The following is a 17,300-nucleotide window of genomic DNA, read 5'->3' on the forward strand; positions in this document are numbered from 1 at the left end:
AGTCTTCTCAATTAGCTTCTGGGCAATCTTTTGGTTGATGATACGAGGGATTTGGTGATTCTTCTTGACGAGAGAAGTCTCAGCTACCATCATTTTCGAGCAATGATAGCACTTGAATCGACGTTTTCTAAGGAGAATTCTAGTAGGCATACCAGTCGTTTCAAGGTAAGGAACCTTAGACGGTTTTTGGAAGTCATATTTCTTCATTTGACTTCCACACTCAGGACAAGATGGAGCGTCGTAGTCCAGTTTAGCGATGATTTCCTTGTGGGTATTCCTATTAATGACATCCATAATTTGGATATTTGGGTCTTTAATGTCTAGTAATTTTGTGATAAAATGTAATTGTTCCATAGGATTCTTTCTAATGATGGTTTGGTTGCTTTTCATTATAGATCTTATGGGACTTTTTTTCTACAACAAAATAGGCTCCATAATATCCATAGGGGATTTACCCACTACAAATATTATAGAGCCTTTTTTATTTGTTCTTTGACAATTGAATAGTCCAAAATGGTACTTTCCTCATTTGTGGAGCAGTTTTGAATGGCTCGCCATGATAAGAGCGATATTAAAACCATCAATAAAATAGAGCGATACTTTATATGCCATGATACAAATGATATACAATGATACTTCTGACCGTTCAGGCTGCCACCGTAAAAGAGCAGCAAGTGAAATTCTTATGATGACTTCATCAGTCATGCCATGGAGGAGAAAATATTTTTTAGGAAGGATGATGATATGAATATAAAATATATATCTGTCGAAAATTCCATTGCCGAATGGGCCGATAAAAAGGGAATTCTAAAAAGATGGGATGGTTTAAATCAATATACATTGAACAGATGGATTAAAGAAATGCGAGAAAACAGAACATTTTCCATGTATGTAATTAACCCAACCCATAAACTTGTTTTCATTAATCTAGAAGGATTTGAAAGTTTCTTAAGATGGAAGCAAAAGCGGACAAAATAAGGAAGTCATGGTATAATATAGGGTAGTTATTTATTCTATACAACAATGATTTATTTCTTTTTAAGAGTTAAGAGGAATTAAATTATGTATTATGTAACTAAAACAAATTCAAAAGGGCAACCCTTATATCAAGTGGTTGAAAAGTACAAAGATCCACTAACAGGAAAGTGGAAATCAGTAACTGTAAGTTATACTAAGAATACTAGTAGGGCGAGGAAACAAGCTGAAAGAGAGGTTCTTGATAAAATAGATAGACTAACTACTTCATTTGAAAGTCAGTATAGTCCTGAACTGATTACAACATTTGGAGAGTTAAAAGAAAATTGGTTTCAGACTTGGTGTGTCTCTGTTAAACCACAAACAATTCAGAGAGAACTACTGGTTATGAAGCGTCTTGGGAAAATTATAGGAGATGATTTTTTGTTAGACAGGATTACTCCACTTCTGATGAAAAATAGTCTCAATAAATATTTAGAAATGTATGATGCATCGCCTTCAACAATGACTCATATAAAAAGTACTTGTAATAAGATTTTTAATCATGGTGTGTTATATAATGTCATTAAGTTTTCTCCAATGACTGCGGTAAAACTAGATATTTCACTAGAGAAAAGGCGTAAAGCAAAAGAAAGACATGATTCTAAATTTCTAGAAATCCATGAATTACATGCATTTTTTGATGTGTTACGCCAATGCAGAAATGCAAACTATTATGATCTTGCTATAGTATTGTTGCTTACAGGTATTCGAATTAGTGAAGCAGCATTTTTACCATCAGATATTGATTTTGAAAAAGGAATCTTGCATATTGATAAAGCACTTCAATATCATTGTTTAAAAGTTAAACAATTTCATTTTGATACAACTAAAACACTCAATTCAATTAGAGAAGTAGCTTTGCCTGAAGCTGCAAGCGAAGCTATTAAAAGGACAATACAGAGAAATAAAGATTTTGATGCTTATATGAAGAAACATCCCTGTCCTGCTTTTACACATTCTGAAAGTGTATTTAGAACAGAATACGGCTCTCCAATAACATCAAGCACTTTTCGTCAAATTTTGAAACGAATAGAAGGAAAATTATTGACAAATTGTTTAAGTGACTATGGTTTTAAGTGGGTAAAACATGTTACTCCCCATTCGTTTAGGCATATGCATATTAGTTACCTTCAAAGCAATGAGATGCACATAGCAGTGAAAGATATTATGACTAGAGTAGGACATGCTAACTTTGAGACAACAATGGGCTATACACATAATATAAATCGTTCACAAGAAAATACTGTAAAAGCCTTAAATCAATTTGTAGAAAATCACAATTTCCATTTTGAAGAATTGAAAAGTTATACCTGTAAATATTCCAGAATGATTGAAAAATTCATTGAAACTAGTGATAATAGCAATAAAGTAGAATTAAGTGTTGATGAGTTCAAAGACTTGTTACACCTTAGTCCACGTTACTCACCTAAAAATATTGTTTCAAATTTACTATTAAAAATCAAAAAAGATATTGTCAAATACCACCCACAGTTTGATATAAAGATTGTGAAATCAAGTGAGAATCAAATCAGAGGTTTTTCCATTGCATGGTAGTTTTGGTGTTCGCTTGGTGTTTAGACAATAGTAAAATAAAATAGGGGTTCTAAACCCTTGCTACGAAAGGAAAAAAAACTCAATGGCTACTATTCAATGGTTTCCTGGTCACATGTCTAAGGCGCGTCGACAGGTGCAGGAAAATTTAAAATTTGTTGATTTTGTGACAATTTTGGTGGATGCTCGCTTACCTCTATCTAGTCAAAATCCTATGTTGACCAAGATTGTTGGTGACAAACCAAAACTTTTGATTTTAAACAAGGCAGACTTGGCCGATCCAGCAATAACCAAGGAATGGCGTCAGTATTTTGAATCACAAGGAATTCAGACTCTGGCTATCAACTCTAAAGAACAAGTGACTGTAAAAGTCGTAACAGACGCAGCTAAAAAGCTCATGGTTGATAAGATTGCTCGCCAGAAAGAACGTGGGATTAAGATTGAAACCTTGCGTACCATGATTATCGGTATTCCAAACGCTGGTAAATCAACTCTCATGAACCGCTTAGCTGGTAAGAAGATTGCCGTTGTCGGTAACAAACCAGGTGTGACCAAGGGGCAACAATGGCTCAAAACCAATAAAGACCTGGAAATCTTGGATACACCAGGGATTCTCTGGCCTAAGTTCGAAGACGAAACTGTCGCTCTTAAACTAGCCTTGACTGGAGCTATCAAAGACCAGTTGCTTCCTATGGATGAGGTGACCATTTTTGGTATCAATTATTTCAAAGAACATTATCCAGAAAAGCTGGCTGAACGCTTCAAACAAATGAAAATTGAAGAAGAAGCTCCTGTTATTATTATGGATATGACTCGCGCCCTCGGTTTCCGTGACGACTATGACCGTTTTTACAGTCTCTTCGTGAAGGAAGTTCGTGATGGCAAACTCGGTAACTATACCTTAGATACATTGGAAGACCTCGATGGCGACGATTAAAGAAATCAAAGAACTCCTTGCTACGGTCAAGGATTTAGAAAGCCCTATTTTTTTAGAACTTGAAAAGGATGGTCGCTCTGGAGTTCAAAAGGAAATCAGCAAGCGTAAAAAAGCCATTCAAGCTGAATTAGATGAAAATTTGCGTTTGGAATCCATGCTTTCTTATGAAAAAGAACTTTATAAGCAAGGATTGACCTTAATTGCTGGTGTTGATGAGGTCGGCCGTGGTCCTCTTGCTGGCCCTGTAGTCGCGGCAGCCGTTATTTTACCTCAAAATTGTAAGATTAAAGGTCTCAACGATAGCAAGAAAATTCCTAAAAAGAAGCATCTGGAGATTTTCAAAGCAGTTCAAGACCAAGCCTTGTCAATCGGGATTGGTATCATGGATAATCAGGTCATCGACCAAGTCAATATCTATGAAGCGACCAAACTGGCTATGAAGGAAGCAATCTCCCAACTCAGTCCTCAACCTGAGCACCTTTTGATAGATGCCATGAAGTTGGAATTATCAATTTCACAAACCTCCATCATCAAGGGCGATGCTAATTCTCTCTCGATCGCAGCAGCTTCCATAGTAGCCAAGGTGACACGTGATGAATTGATGAAGGACTACGATCAGCAGTTCCCTGGCTATGATTTTGCTGCTAATGCAGGATATGGAACAGCTAAACACCTGGTAGGACTTGAAAAACTAGGAGTTACCCCAATTCACCGAACCAGCTTTGAACCAGTAAAATCACTGGTTTCAGGAGAAAAAGAAAGTTAAGTTAGAAGGAATGATTATGGAGGAACAGTCAGAAACACTCAGTTCCAAGAAAGAATTTGCCTTTGCCTCAAGTACTATATTATCCCAAGTTGGACGAGGAATCATTGTTGGTCTCGTTGTTGGAATTATCGTTGGATCCTTTCGTTTCTTAATTGAAAAAGGATTCCACCTGATACAAGGACTTTATCAAGATCAAGCGCACCTAGTGCGCAATCTTTTTATCATTGGTCTATTTTATTTAATAGTTTGTTGGCTCAGTGCGAAATTAACTCGATCAGAAAAAGATATCAAGGGTTCAGGAATTCCTCAAGTCGAAGCAGAATTAAAGGGATTGATGAGTCTCAACTGGTGGAGCGTTCTCTGGAAAAAATATGTGCTAGGTATTCTTGCTATTGCCAGTGGACTCATGCTGGGGCGTGAGGGACCCAGTATTCAACTTGGAGCGGTCGGCGGTAAAGGAATTGCCAAGTGGCTCAAATCCAGTCCAGTAGAGGAGCGTTCCCTGATTGCGAGTGGAGCTGCCGCTGGTCTAGCTGCAGCCTTTAATGCACCGATTGCAGGACTTCTCTTTGTGGTAGAAGAAGTTTATCACCATTTTTCACGCTTTTTCTGGGTATCTACTCTCGCAGCTAGTCTCGTAGCAAACTTTGTTTCTTTACTCATATTTGGCCTAACACCCGTACTGGATATGCCAGACAATATCCCACTCATGACCCTTGATCAGTATTGGATTTACTTGGTTATGGGAGTTTTTCTTGGACTATCTGGTTTTCTCTATGAGAAAGCTGTGCTCAATGTTGGTCGAGTTTATGATTGGCTTGGTCAAAAAATCCATTTGGATAGGGCTTATTACCCAATTATTGCCTTTATTCTCATCATACCAGTGGGAATCTTCTTACCCCAAATCCTTGGTGGTGGAAATCAGCTGGTTCTTTCCCTAACTGAGCAAGATTTTAGTTTCCAAATTCTATTAGTTTATTTTTTGATTCGCTTTGTTTGGAGCATGATTAGTTATGGAAGTGGCCTTCCAGGAGGAATTTTCCTACCAATTTTGGCGCTTGGCTCCTTACTTGGAGCTCTAGTTGGTGTTATTTGTGTCAATCTTGGACTTGTCAGTCAGGAGCAATTCCCTATATTTGTCATACTAGGAATGAGTGGCTATTTTGGAGCAATATCCAAGGCTCCCTTAACTGCCATGATTCTGGTAACCGAGATGGTAGGCGACATTCGCAACCTCATGCCACTTGGCTTAGTAACCTTAGTAGCTTACATCATCATGGATTTGCTCAAGGGGGCACCAGTCTATGAGGCTATGTTGGAAAAAATGCTGCCTGAAGAAGCGACAGATGAAGGAGAAGTCACACTCATTGAAATCCCTGTATCTGACAAAATCGCTGGAAAACAAGTACACGAGCTCAACTTACCACATAACATCCTCATCACAACACAAGTTCATAATGGTAAGAGCCAAACAGTTAACGGCTCAACCAGAATGTATCTGGGGGATATGATTCATCTGGTTATTCCCAAAAGTGAAATTGGAAAAGTCAAAGATTTGTTGTTGTAGGGATTTTACATAATTTATATTATGTAAACAATTTAATTAAGAAAATTCCAAGGAGGACCTACATCATAATGAGAATACTTGATGTTCTACATAAATTTTATGGTGATTTTGAATTCATTAAAGAAAAGTGTAATGAAAAATACGAAGGCATCCTCATCAATATAAAGGAAGATGAAGATAAAGAATATAAAAGATGCCGCTTGGCAAAAAGAACACCGAAAAAAGAAGGATATTTTACAGCATTTTGGAAAAAAGACCAAAATAACAAGAACATTCCTTATACCAATGAAGATTTGGGAGATGAACTCGTTATTGTTGTTATCGATAATGATAAGAGCGGACTTTTTATTATTTCAAATGAAGAGGCTATCAGTAGAAAAATTCTATCAACAAAAGACAACAATGGGAAAATGTCTATGAGATTTTATCCACCTTGGTGCACAAATTTAAATACAACGGCTCTAGCAACACAAAATTGGCAATTGAAATTTTTTAGAGAAATTGAATTATAAGAATAATTTTTTCTAATTTGAATGGGAAAACGTTAAAAATTTTTTAATGGATTCATATATACAAAAAAGACTTGGTTTTTAATTAACATAAAATCAGGTCTTTTTAGTCTAATGACCTATTTCTAGTAGTATTTATAAAGTATGAAATTGACTATTTTCTTAATGAAAAAAATTTCCAGTTATTACACAGTCTTTTTTATCACTTAAAAAACTCCTATAAAATCTTTCCGAAAAACTATAATTTTCTTGAAAAATATATAATCCTATGCTATACTACTAGTAGATTTATTTATGGAGAAAATACATGAAACGTGAGATTTTACTAGAACGAATCGACAAACTAAAACAAATCATGCCCTGGTATGTTCTGGAATACTACCAATCTAAGCTTGCTGTTCCCTATAGTTTTACAACCTTGTACGAATACCTCAAGGAATACGATCGATTTTTCAGCTGGGTTTTGGAGTCTGGTATTTCAAACGCTGATAAAATATCTGATATCCCTTTATCAGTCTTGGAAAATATGTCTAAGAAAGACATGGAATCATTTATTCTTTATCTACGTGAACGTCCTTTGATGAATGCTAATACAACTAAACAAGGCGTTTCCCAAACGACCATCAATCGAACTCTATCAGCCCTTTCTAGTCTTTACAAGTATTTGACCGAGGAGGTTGAAAACGACCAAGGCGAACCTTATTTCTATCGAAATGTAATGAAGAAAGTTTCAACCAAGAAAAAGAAAGAAACACTTGCTGCCAGAGCTGAAAACATCAAGCAAAAACTTTTTCTAGGTGATGAAACAGAAGGTTTTCTGACTTATATCGACCAGGAGTACCCACAACAGCTCTCAAATCGTGCTCTATCATCGTTCAATAAAAATAAGGAACGTGATCTGGCCATTATTGCCCTTCTCTTGGCGTCTGGTGTCCGTTTATCTGAAGCTGTTAATCTGGATCTAAGAGATCTCAATCTCAAAATGATGGTTATCGATGTTACTAGAAAAGGTGGTAAACGTGACTCGGTCAATGTCGCTGCCTTTGCAAAACCTTATTTAGAGAATTATCTAGCTATTCGAAGTCAACGCTATAAGACTGAAAAGACGGATACGGCCCTCTTTTTGACATTCTATCGAGGTGTTCCAAATCGTATCGATGCTTCCAGCGTTGAAAAAATGGTTGCTAAGTACTCTGAGGACTTCAAAGTCCGTGTAACCCCCCACAAACTCCGCCATACCCTAGCAACTAGGCTCTATGATGCAACTAAATCGCAAGTTTTGGTTAGCCACCAGCTAGGACACGCCAGTACGCAAGTCACTGACCTCTATACTCATATCGTCAATGATGAACAAAAGAATGCTCTGGACAGTTTATAAATTACATAAAATAAATTATGTAATAAATTAGAAAGGGATTCAATAAACTATTAATTTTATTTGATCATATCAAATAAAATTGCTAACAGAATAAACAGCTTTAAAGAATATGAAATAAAATTTATGTGGCCACTAGCTTGCCTTTCTTTGTAGTATCCTGGATATGCAAATCACTTATAATTGGTATTCATCTTAAAATAAGAGGATTCCACAAAAATAAATCAAATTGAGCACTTATAAAAACATACTGCCTGCGATGGCCAATATTTTAGCAGAAAATAAAATTCCTTTAAAAACAATCATGGACAGGGTTGGTCATTCTGATTCTGAAGTCACTACTTCTATCTACACCCATGTCACAAAGAACATGAAAGATGAAGCAATCAATGTGCTAGACAAAGTGATGAAAAATATTTTTTAAAAAGTTATGCCCCTTTTATGCCCCCTGAACACAAAAATAGCCCTTCGGATAAATTCCGAGGGGCTAGAAACGTTGTTAAATCAACGGCCGAACTTTTGAATTTCAAGGATCGGGATAAAATAGTTCACTGAACTATTCTACTTTTTAAGGTTATATACCTATAATAAAGTACCCCAAAAATGCACAATTTTAAAGAGCTTATTTTGTCTAATCTAGTAAAAGTGACAAGGTACAAACAAGTAGGGTATTTTTGAGGGGTAACAAAAAAGGTAATAAAATTGACGAGTTCAGCAGGCAAGAGAAATAGCACTTTTCATAGTGTTATTTTTTTTAATTCAGCAATGGAGTAGGCACTTAATTGATAGAAACAAAAAGCACCTAGTTTCCTAGATGCTAGCACAATAGCCCGGATTCGAACCGGAATCTCCTCAATCAAGGCGCAATCCCTATATACTACTCATTGTACTTTGGTTTATTATATCATACAATCAATTAGATATCTACCAAGTCATGATACGCTCCCATATTCGGTAATGGAATAATACTAAAATACAAATCTGAATAAGTTTCAAACCATTTATTTAGCTTGTTATAGGCTGACGACTGACTAACAAATAATATACGTTGACAAGCTCCGATAACATTCATGTGATTATACACATAAACCTCTTTAATGGCCGTTAAAAAATCGTCTTCACTAGTCTGTACCCTAATATCTGTTATCTGTTTAATCGTGGTGTATTTTTTATAAGCAAGCAGATCTTGCTTTTTAGCAGCATCAAACATTTTACTCTCAAGGACACTATACTTAGGATTTTCTTTATCTCTCATGAAATACCACTTGAGCCATAAAATTTTTTCTCTGTGGATTACTGAAATACGCTCAATTTTCTTCTTTGGCATGATTACCTCCTAAATTATTAATCTAATAGCTTTAACCACTCACTTTTTGAGATTGTTGTATAAGGTTCATCTAGCGCGTGATATAAAGGTTCTAAACCTTTGTTAAATCGGATATAGTCCATTTTATCCTCATGCTTTGGAAAATATAAGATTCCTGTTTCATCTTCATTTAGACTACGGTTACACCAATCATCAACGATAACCTGCACTTCCCATTCACGCCACTTTTTAAGGTTTTCTAAAAGTTCAATATCACTAAATAACTCACCATCAACTTGGAAAAATTCTCCCAAATCATCGTTACCCTCGACGATGATAACTTCAGGCGTATTTCTACTACTTAATAATTCCTTGAGTTCTTGTAACTCTTTGATCTCCTTTAGATACTTCCTCAATTTCTAACCTCAATTCTTCAATTTGTCTTACTACTCCAAAAATTTCATGAGTTTTATATGATTGTTCAAGTATAGCTTTTGCTGCTTGAGTTCTTATAAACGGGTTAACCTTAGAATCCATCATAATATCATTGAGTACAGAAACAGCATTGGATGAGGCTAGATATAGCATCTGTGTAGTTTTATCCATCATCTCATCTTGTTTTAGTCTCAATGTTTTTTTAACTGCTGCAACCTTTAGATACTTATGACCTGTTGCCCTTGACACCCCTGCTTTTTGGCACGCTTTTTCTATCGTTGGCTCGGTAAGCATGGCATCTATGAATTTTATTTGTTTGGATGTAAGGCCATCATTTTCATTTCCTGCCATCTATTACCTCCTTGTTATCAAAATAAAGGGTTCCCCCTTTATTTCTTATGCTAGATATTTACGCAATTCTTCATCCAGCGACTCAATATTGCTTTCAACAATCATCTCATGTTGCATTAAATCAATCTTATCACCGTTGATATATAAACCATCATGGAAGTAATTAATTTTCCTAGTAAAGAAAATGATTAATTTTTCAAGAAGATTTTGTTGTTTGAATTGATCTATATCAATTTCAATATAAGAAAGATCAGCATCATTTTCGATAATATTCTCTAACTTTCTAATTGCTAAAGGTTTATTCTTATACTTTTCTAAATATTCTTTCATTTCTACCGCTGTTGGCTTGATACTAGAAAATAAAGATAAATCAGCTACATCATCTGCTGTAATAGACTCTTCTTTTGATTTAAGATTTTCTAATTCAATATTTTTCTCTTTTTCTAGTTGTTGACACAGCATTTGAAAAGTATTGGAAAAATAATTTTCTGCATCTTTTTTATATTTCAGCAGTGTTTCTTCTGCATAAACTTTTCCGATTAACTGTTTGTGTAATTTATCTTGAAAATCGTCCTGCATGGCGATATAACCACGCATATATTCTATTTTTTTCTTCCCAAATGCTTGAATGTCATTTTTAATTGTTGTAAGTGTCATGTTATCCTCCTTATGACAAAAAGTAAAAGAGGTATGACAAAAGAGTGTTAAACCCAATTATCATACCTCTGGTTTTTCCAGTCAGTATTTATTAACATTGTTCTCCGTTAGTCACTTCTTTATAAACTATCTGCCCATCTTGAGCTTTTAGCTTAATACTGCCATGATCTGGAATTTCAATGTACTTTATTATACCATTTTTTGAGTATAAAACAAAACCTTTCTCCATCATTTCTAATAATTTATTATCCTTGTTTTCAGTCATGAATTTCTCCTTTATTTCAATTTATTATAATCTGAATATCCCTAGTCTATTGATTTGACTAGGTTTTTAAGGTTCGTGTTATAAAATACTACCCTTTTTGTGTACCCAATAGTTGTTTTTCGTCATTGATTAAATTACCATGCTTGATTAGTTTGGTCGAGGAAAGCATAGTAATTTTTTAAGAGGGTGATTTCTCGCCCCAGGAAAAGTGTCTAGTTTTGTTTAGGTTTGTAAGAAAATTACTTCAGTTTAACTGCTTTACTTTATTTTTTAACTGATTAATTGAGTATCGCTTATCCTTGATAGTGAATGACTTGAAAAAGTTACCCTCTAGGCCAGTTCTGACACGGCTGGCCACTCGTTCACTATACAAGCTAACAATCTCTGAGCTACTTAGATTTGTAGTAATAATGGTTTTATCTCGATTGCTGAGAATATCAAAAATAAACTCTTCTTCCCAAACTGATTTACCTTTACTACTAGCGTTGTCTGACTTTATTCCTAAATCATCAAGTACTAGGTAATCAACCTCTTTCAGCATTCTTGAGTAATAGCCCTCTAGGCTAGTAGGAGAGCTAAAGCTCTCTCTAACTCGTCTAAGGATTTCTGTTAAATTGACAAATAGCACGCTTTTAGGCTCTCCTTTGGCCTTGTGCCCCTCGTTTATAGCCTTAGCAATAGCTACGCTCAAATGACTCTTTCCTATCCCTGTAGATCCTGTAAATAGGGTATTTCCTGTCATGCCGTCCAGGTATTTCTCTACTTGCCCTCTAGCAAACTCCAGTAGTTGCTTTTCCTCGGCTGTCTCAGCTATGAAATTCTCAAAGCTAGCCTCTTTTAACTCTCTAGGGAGCGTACTGTCTCGCATAAGCACATTATAGGTTTTTAGGTAAGTCTCAGCATTTAGGCTATTATTAACTCCCTCTTGCTCTTCCCTATCTATTTGCTCCTGACAACATTCAGGACAAAACTCTTGTATACTTCGTTCCTTACTGCCTCTTATTGGCGTTGATATTTGCCAATAATTAACCTTGTGAACCTCACATACCTTATCGCTAATTTTTCTGTTGTTATATTGCTCAAATTTATTTTCCATTGCTCACCCTCCTAAAATGGGTTTTCTTCTGTTCGTGTTTTTAGCCATTCCTCACGGCTAATAGGTTCTGATTGCTTAGGAGATTGTTTCTTAGCCTCACGCGCTGCAAAGCTATTTCTAACAAGTTCCACCGTCAATAAATTGTCCTGTTTCCAACGGTTAAGGATTGCCTTGATGTATGCAAAGTTTGCTTTACCCTGACTGACAGCCTCTTTTAACGCCTCATGGATAAGCTCTGGGCTAAAATCTTCTAGCATATACTGCAAGTCTTGGATCTGTAACGGTGATAATGCTTTACCTATCTCAGCTTCAAAAGATTTATAGATATTTGCAAATTCTTGATTGATAGTGGAGGGGGTGGGTGATTGTTCTTTATCTACTTCTACCTCTATATCTAACTCTATATCTAACTCTTTCTCTATCTCTGTTGGACACGAGTTGGAAAATGTCAAAGATGGTTGGACTTCTTCCAATTTTGTTTTTTTTCGTTGTTCACGTTTATAGTTTGCCCAGTTTGTTTCACTCTCAACCAAGGCTTTTGCCTGTGGTAGTTCTGCGTTTTTATCTTCGTCAATCTGTATTAAACCGCATTTTGTAAAGTATGCCATGGTCATATCTATATCATCTTCTGATACATCTAATTTTAGGGCTAGTTCTTCCTTGAGATTGTCAAAGTAGCCCTCATAGTATAAAATACAGTCACTTTCCAAGCTCTCTAGCATAAGCCTAATATAAATGACTGTCATGGTGTACCCCCCAGGTACCGTCTTTAGCCTCTTGATAAAAATATTATCAAAAAATTTCTTATCAATTTTTAGCCAAAAATAGACTTTTGTTTTTGCCATTTTCCCCTCCTTTGATTATTTATAATTCTCTAAATTGATTAGTTTTAATACTCTCTTACGACTACTTACTAAACTCATTCAATTCCTCCCCATACATTGACCCCTGCAAGCTGAATATAACGCCCGTAGCAAGGGTTTAAATCCTCGCTAGGTGTTTCTATCATCTGTTTGCTTTCTCGCTCAAATTGGGCGCTTTTTTGGCGGTCTCGGTGGTTTAGATAAAGTAGCAAGCCAATCAATACCACGGAAAAGATAACCGCCTGTGTATTGGTTAAATCTAACTCATTCATTTCATTGTCTCCTCAAACTGCTCTATAAGATTACCTCTCCTATGCACCCTTTTTGTATATCAATGGTTGCAGACTGGTTGCCATTTTTTCGCATCTCCTCCATTCTACGCTCATTTATTTTTCTAAAAAGTGCATATATTGGGTTATCGTCAGGGATAACATATCCGGCAATACTATCTCTTTTTGTCCCGTCTGCCATCGTATGAGTTACGGTATAATGTTCTTTTACCATTCGGTTTTACCTCCAATTCTTTATCATCACAATTTATTAACTTACAAGCAATCTGGTCTATTTCTTGATATGCCTGATCTGCCATTTCAAAAATAACGCTAAATGCTTGTTTCATTTGATGGTGTAAAACTTTGCTATCTGCTCCAGAATTATCAGCAAGTAATAACGCTTTACTTAGCTGTTGGATAATTTCAATATGTGGGAGTAACTTAGCTATTTTATTGCCTTGTTGCTTGATGTTTTGTTTACTCAATGCCATTTTTGATTTTCTCCTTTGTTTATGGTAGAATTAAAGTGATATATTTTATAAGGGCGATTGTTTTCACTCTTACTAAATACCTAACAAAACCACGCGCCTTGCCTTTGCTTGAGTTTTGTTATTTTTCCTTAGCCGTGTACGTTGGTTTGGCCGCCTGTACACGGCTTTTTACTTACTTTAAATTTCTTCTACTAGCCAAGTCATCACGCTCTCATAGATACGCTTAGGGCATTTGTACTGCCCTTTTTCGATTTTTACAAGCGTTTGCCTAGCAATACCAAGTTTTTCGGATAGTTTTGTTTTAGTCATTGAAAGCCGTCCCCTTTTAATTCTGACTTTTTCGGCTATCTCGATAGTAATAATCATTTATAACACCCCCTTTCTATACTTTCATTTTGAAAGTAATCTAATTATAAACTTTCATTTTGAAAGTGTCAACTGAAAAATACTTCTTTTTTGAAAATTTTTTTGACTATTATTATCAATTTTGTGTTATTATGGTATCAGGAGGTCTTGTATGGAAAATAAATTAAAATTTTTAAGAGAACAAAATGGCCTTACACTTAAAGAATTGAGCAGTAGGCTAGAGAAAGAAAAAAAGTATACAGTAAGTGATGGACAGCTTTCTTTGTATGAAAATGGAAAACGCTCGCCAAGAAATGATGATTTTTGGAATGTTGTGGCAGATTTTTATGATGTTCCTGTATCATATTTAAGAGATGGAGAACAAAATAAATTTAACCCTTTTAGTCTATTCAAAAAAGGATTAAAAAGTTTAACTAATCCTATTGAGTCTAAAGATGATACCCTAAAAGAATATGATCTCAAGTGGATGGATGAAGCAGAAAAAGAATATAGTAATCTTGGTTTAGAAGGGACTATAATTGAAATAGGAGACTTTTATACTTTTTACGTCATGGAATTAAAAGAACCATTAAAAGAATTATTGATAAATTTTGCTAAATCACCGAAAGAAAACCAAGAAGCAGTCTTATCTTTATTAAAAACAACAGCAAAAAAAAATAACTAATTAAATTCATGTATAAATACCTAACAAAACCACGCGCCTTGCCTGCTGATGGAAAGAAAGGTACAAATACATGAATATCAAAGAGAAAATCAAAAAGAATGGCCAAAGAGTTTATTATGCTAGTGTTTATCTAGGCGTTGACCAACTGACGGGCAAGAAAGCCCGTACAACTGTTACAGCAACCACTAAAAAGGGAGTTAAAGTAAAAGCGCGTGATGCGATCAATACTTTTGCTGCTAATGGCTATACAGTTAAAGACAAGCCGACAATTACAACATATAATGAGCTTGTAAAAGTTTGGTGGGATAGTTACAAGAATTCAGTTAAGCCAAATACTCGACAATCTATGGAGGGGTTGGTTAGAGTGCATTTATTGCCTGTATTTGGCGATTACAAGCTATCTAAACTCACTACGCCTATTCTTCAACAACAAGTAAACAAATGGGCTGACAAGGCGAATAAAGGCGAAAAAGGGGCATTTGCTAACTACTCCTTGCTCCATAACATGAATAAGCGTATTTTGAGATATGGCGTAACTATCCAGGTAATACAATACAACCCAGCTAATGATGTCATCGTTCCACGCAAACAGCAGAAAGAAAAGGCTGCTGTCAAATACTTAGACAACAAAGAATTAAAACAGTTTCTTGATTATTTAGACACTCTGGATCAATCAAATTATGAGAACTTATTTGATGTTGTCCTGTATAAGACTTTATTGGCCACTGGTTGCCGTATTAGTGAGGCTCTGGCTCTTGAATGGTCTGATATTGACCTAGAAAGCGGTGTTATCAGCATCAATAAGACACTAAACCGCTATCAGGAAATAAACTCACCTAAATCAAGCGCTGGCTATCGAGATATACCAATAGACAAAGCCACATTACTTTTACTGAAACAATACAAAAACCGTCAACAAATTCAGTCTTGGAAATTAGGTCGTACTGAAACAGTCGTCTTCTCTGTATTTACAGAAAAATATGCTTATGCTTGCAACTTACGCAAACGCCTAAATAAGCATTTTGAGAATGCTGGTGTAACAAATGTATCATTTCACGGTTTCCGCCATACACATACCACTATGATGTTATACGCTCAGACCAGCCCTAAAGATGTCCAATACAGATTGGGACACTCTAACTTATTAGTGACTGAAAATGTTTACTGGCATACAAACCAAGAAAACGCAAAAAAAGCTGTCTCAAATTATGAAACAGCCATCAATAATTTATAAAGGGTGTCACGATTAGTGACTACCCTCTTACTATACCTAAAATCAGTTAAGGGTAACTAAAAGGGTAGTAAAATAAGAAAAAGCACTAAGGGAAAGCGCCCCAAAGTGCTTATTTTAAAGGATTTACGCCATCTAATCTAGAAATTAGATTATTTTTTAAGGTTGTAGAATGATTTCAATCCACGGTATTCAGCTACTTCACCAAGTTGGTCTTCAATGCGAAGCAATTGGTTGTATTTAGCGATACGGTCTGTACGTGAAAGTGAACCAGTTTTGATTTGTCCTGCGTTTGTTGCAACTGCGATGTCAGCGATTGTTGAATCTTCAGTTTCACCTGAACGGTGTGATACAACGGCAGTGTAACCAGCTTCTTTAGCCATTTCGATAGCTTCAAAAGTTTCAGTAAGAGTACCGATTTGGTTAACTTTGATAAGGATTGAGTTAGCAGCACCTTCTTGGATACCACGTGCAAGGTAGTCAGTGTTTGTTACGAAGAAGTCGTCACCAACAAGTTGTACTTTCTTACCAAGACGTTCAGTAAGAGCTTTCCAACCATCCCAGTCGTTTTCATCCATACCATCTTCGATAGTGATGATTGGGTATTTGTTAACCAATTCTTCAAGGTAGTCGATTTGTTCTGCAGATGTACGAACAGCAGCGCCTTCACCTTCAAATTTAGTGTAGTCGTAAACTTTACGTTCTTTATCGTAGAATTCTGATGAAGCACAGTCAAATCCGATAAATACGTCTTTACCTGGAACATATCCAGCAGCTTCAATCGCAGCAAGGATAGTTTCAACACCATCTTCAGTTCCTTCGAAACGAGGAGCGAATCCACCTTCGTCACCTACGGCAGTTTCCAAACCACGTGATTTAAGGATTTTCTTAAGAGCATGGAAGATTTCAGCACCGTAACGAAGAGCTTCTTTAAATGTTGGCGCACCAACTGGCAAGATCATGAACTCTTGGAAAGCGATTGGAGCGTCAGAGTGAGAACCACCGTTGATGATGTTCATCATTGGAGTTGGAAGAACTTTAGTGTTGAATCCACCAAGGTAGCTGTAAAGTGGGATTTCAAGGTAGTCAGCAGCAGCACGAGCTACAGCGATAGATACACCAAGGATTGCGTTCGCACCCAATTTACCTTTGTTAGGAGTACCGTCAAGTGCGATCATAGCACGGTCGATAGCTTGTTGGTCACGTACATCGTAGCCGATGATAGCTTCAGCAATGATGTTGTTTACATTGTCAACAGCTTTTTGTGTACCAAGACCACCGTAACGAGATTTGTCACCGTCGCGAAGTTCAACTGCTTCGTGTTCACCAGTAGAAGCTCCTGATGGAACCATACCACGTCCGAAAGCACCTGATTCAGTGTAAACTTCTACTTCAAGTGTTGGGTTACCGCGTGAGTCTAGGACTTCGCGAGCGTAAACATCAGTAATAATTGACATTTTTTACTCTCCTTATGAGTTAAATTTTTTACACCTCTATAATACCTTAAAAACCCTCCTTTTTCAAGAAAAAACGTTATCTTTGTGTAAATTTTCCTTAACTTTATTAAGCAACCGCTTTCTT

At 36.1% G+C, this 17,300-nt stretch carries 21 protein-coding genes and 1 pseudogene; 10 read left to right on the forward strand and 12 right to left on the reverse strand.

Translation table 11 applies throughout. The features are described from left to right. Positions 1-354 (reverse strand): transposase family protein (locus tag HT717_RS02260; protein ID WP_173304278.1); only part of this gene is annotated, 354 nt, incomplete at its 3' end. Between the two features lie 390 nt (positions 355-744). On the opposite strand from HT717_RS02260, the gene HT717_RS02270 reads away from it, so the two are divergent. The 8 genes and pseudogenes from HT717_RS02270 to HT717_RS02305 all read left to right on the forward strand — a co-directional run. After that, positions 745-978, forward strand: a complete 234-nt coding sequence (locus HT717_RS02270; RefSeq protein WP_001022845.1) for a hypothetical protein — start codon at positions 745-747, stop codon at positions 976-978. Positions 979-1,062: 84 nt separating this feature from the next. Next, positions 1,063-2,571 carry a site-specific integrase gene (locus HT717_RS02275; RefSeq protein ID WP_024057448.1) on the forward strand — a complete coding sequence of 503 codons (1,509 nt, stop codon included), beginning with the start codon at positions 1,063-1,065 and terminating at the stop codon, positions 2,569-2,571. Between the two features lie 82 nt (positions 2,572-2,653). Continuing rightward, positions 2,654-3,505 carry a ribosome biogenesis GTPase YlqF gene (gene ylqF / locus HT717_RS02280; RefSeq protein WP_049540156.1) on the forward strand — a complete coding sequence of 284 codons (852 nt, stop codon included), beginning with the start codon at positions 2,654-2,656 and terminating at the stop codon, positions 3,503-3,505. After that, a complete protein-coding gene (locus HT717_RS02285; RefSeq protein WP_049540158.1) occupies positions 3,492-4,271 on the forward strand; it encodes a ribonuclease HII in 780 nt (259 codons plus the stop codon). The genes ylqF and HT717_RS02285 overlap by 14 nt, the downstream gene beginning before the upstream one ends. Positions 4,272-4,287: 16 nt before the next feature. After that, positions 4,288-5,838 carry a ClC family H(+)/Cl(-) exchange transporter gene (locus tag HT717_RS02290; protein WP_049540160.1) on the forward strand — a complete coding sequence of 517 codons (1,551 nt, stop codon included), beginning with the start codon at positions 4,288-4,290 and terminating at the stop codon, positions 5,836-5,838. A 68-nt stretch (positions 5,839-5,906) separates the two neighbouring features. Then, positions 5,907-6,350, forward strand: coding sequence for a MepB family protein (locus HT717_RS02295; RefSeq protein WP_049540162.1), 444 nt, complete (start codon positions 5,907-5,909; stop codon positions 6,348-6,350). Positions 6,351-6,654: 304 nt separating this feature from the next. Then, entirely contained in the window at positions 6,655-7,725 is a 1,071-nt protein-coding gene (xerS, locus tag HT717_RS02300) for a tyrosine recombinase XerS (protein WP_049540164.1), read from the forward strand. A gap of 262 nt (positions 7,726-7,987) precedes the next feature. Next, positions 7,988-8,146, forward strand: a pseudogene (locus HT717_RS02305) (integrase); the annotation flags it as partial. 492 nt (positions 8,147-8,638) lie between these two features. Here HT717_RS02305 and HT717_RS02310 read toward each other — a convergent pair. The 10 genes from HT717_RS02310 to HT717_RS02360 all read right to left on the reverse strand — a co-directional run bounded on the left by HT717_RS02310 (position 8,639) and on the right by HT717_RS02360 (position 13,824). After that, positions 8,639-9,049, reverse strand: coding sequence for a hypothetical protein (locus HT717_RS02310; protein WP_049540168.1), 411 nt, complete (start codon positions 9,047-9,049; stop codon positions 8,639-8,641). 17 nt (positions 9,050-9,066) lie between these two features. Continuing rightward, the gene (locus HT717_RS02315; RefSeq protein WP_080982897.1) at positions 9,067-9,444 is read right to left on the reverse strand and encodes a hypothetical protein; all 378 of its coding nucleotides are present in this window, start codon (positions 9,442-9,444) and stop codon (positions 9,067-9,069) included. Next, the gene (locus tag HT717_RS02320) at positions 9,386-9,814 is read right to left on the reverse strand and encodes a replication protein (RefSeq protein ID WP_120770218.1); all 429 of its coding nucleotides are present in this window, start codon (positions 9,812-9,814) and stop codon (positions 9,386-9,388) included. The genes HT717_RS02315 and HT717_RS02320 overlap by 59 nt, the downstream gene beginning before the upstream one ends. A gap of 45 nt (positions 9,815-9,859) precedes the next feature. Further along, complete coding sequence (locus HT717_RS02325) at positions 9,860-10,471, reverse strand: hypothetical protein (protein WP_240149498.1); 612 nt, start codon at positions 10,469-10,471, stop codon at positions 9,860-9,862. A 91-nt stretch (positions 10,472-10,562) separates the two neighbouring features. Continuing rightward, positions 10,563-10,736 (reverse strand): hypothetical protein, encoded by a 174-nt coding sequence (locus HT717_RS02330; protein WP_162837498.1) that lies wholly within the window; start codon positions 10,734-10,736, stop codon positions 10,563-10,565. A gap of 244 nt (positions 10,737-10,980) precedes the next feature. Then, positions 10,981-11,832 carry a DnaA/Hda family protein gene (locus HT717_RS02335; protein WP_049539322.1) on the reverse strand — a complete coding sequence of 284 codons (852 nt, stop codon included), beginning with the start codon at positions 11,830-11,832 and terminating at the stop codon, positions 10,981-10,983. Between the two features lie 11 nt (positions 11,833-11,843). Continuing rightward, positions 11,844-12,677, reverse strand: coding sequence for a DnaD domain protein (locus tag HT717_RS02340; protein ID WP_049539321.1), 834 nt, complete (start codon positions 12,675-12,677; stop codon positions 11,844-11,846). A gap of 74 nt (positions 12,678-12,751) precedes the next feature. Next, positions 12,752-12,967 carry a hypothetical protein gene (locus HT717_RS02345; protein WP_049539320.1) on the reverse strand — a complete coding sequence of 72 codons (216 nt, stop codon included), beginning with the start codon at positions 12,965-12,967 and terminating at the stop codon, positions 12,752-12,754. A 173-nt stretch (positions 12,968-13,140) separates the two neighbouring features. Continuing rightward, positions 13,141-13,458 carry a hypothetical protein gene (locus HT717_RS02355; RefSeq protein ID WP_173304280.1) on the reverse strand — a complete coding sequence of 106 codons (318 nt, stop codon included), beginning with the start codon at positions 13,456-13,458 and terminating at the stop codon, positions 13,141-13,143. A 177-nt stretch (positions 13,459-13,635) separates the two neighbouring features. Further along, the gene (locus HT717_RS02360) at positions 13,636-13,824 is read right to left on the reverse strand and encodes a helix-turn-helix domain-containing protein (protein WP_049539317.1); all 189 of its coding nucleotides are present in this window, start codon (positions 13,822-13,824) and stop codon (positions 13,636-13,638) included. Positions 13,825-13,975: 151 nt separating this feature from the next. On the opposite strand from HT717_RS02360, the gene HT717_RS02365 reads away from it, so the two are divergent. Beyond that, on the forward strand, positions 13,976-14,488 hold the full coding sequence (locus HT717_RS02365) for a helix-turn-helix transcriptional regulator (protein WP_049539315.1): 513 nt from the start codon (positions 13,976-13,978) through the stop codon (positions 14,486-14,488). Positions 14,489-14,558: 70 nt separating this feature from the next. Then, positions 14,559-15,722 carry a site-specific integrase gene (locus tag HT717_RS02370; protein WP_049539313.1) on the forward strand — a complete coding sequence of 388 codons (1,164 nt, stop codon included), beginning with the start codon at positions 14,559-14,561 and terminating at the stop codon, positions 15,720-15,722. A 149-nt stretch (positions 15,723-15,871) separates the two neighbouring features. Here HT717_RS02370 and eno read toward each other — a convergent pair whose 3' ends face one another. Next, entirely contained in the window at positions 15,872-17,176 is a 1,305-nt protein-coding gene (gene eno, locus HT717_RS02375; protein ID WP_000022813.1) for a surface-displayed alpha-enolase, read from the reverse strand. Positions 17,177-17,300 lie beyond the last annotated feature (124 nt).

The organism is Streptococcus sp. 959, from assembly GCF_013277075.1.
GTDB classification, from domain to species: Bacteria; Bacillota; Bacilli; order Lactobacillales; family Streptococcaceae; genus Streptococcus; species Streptococcus pseudopneumoniae_C.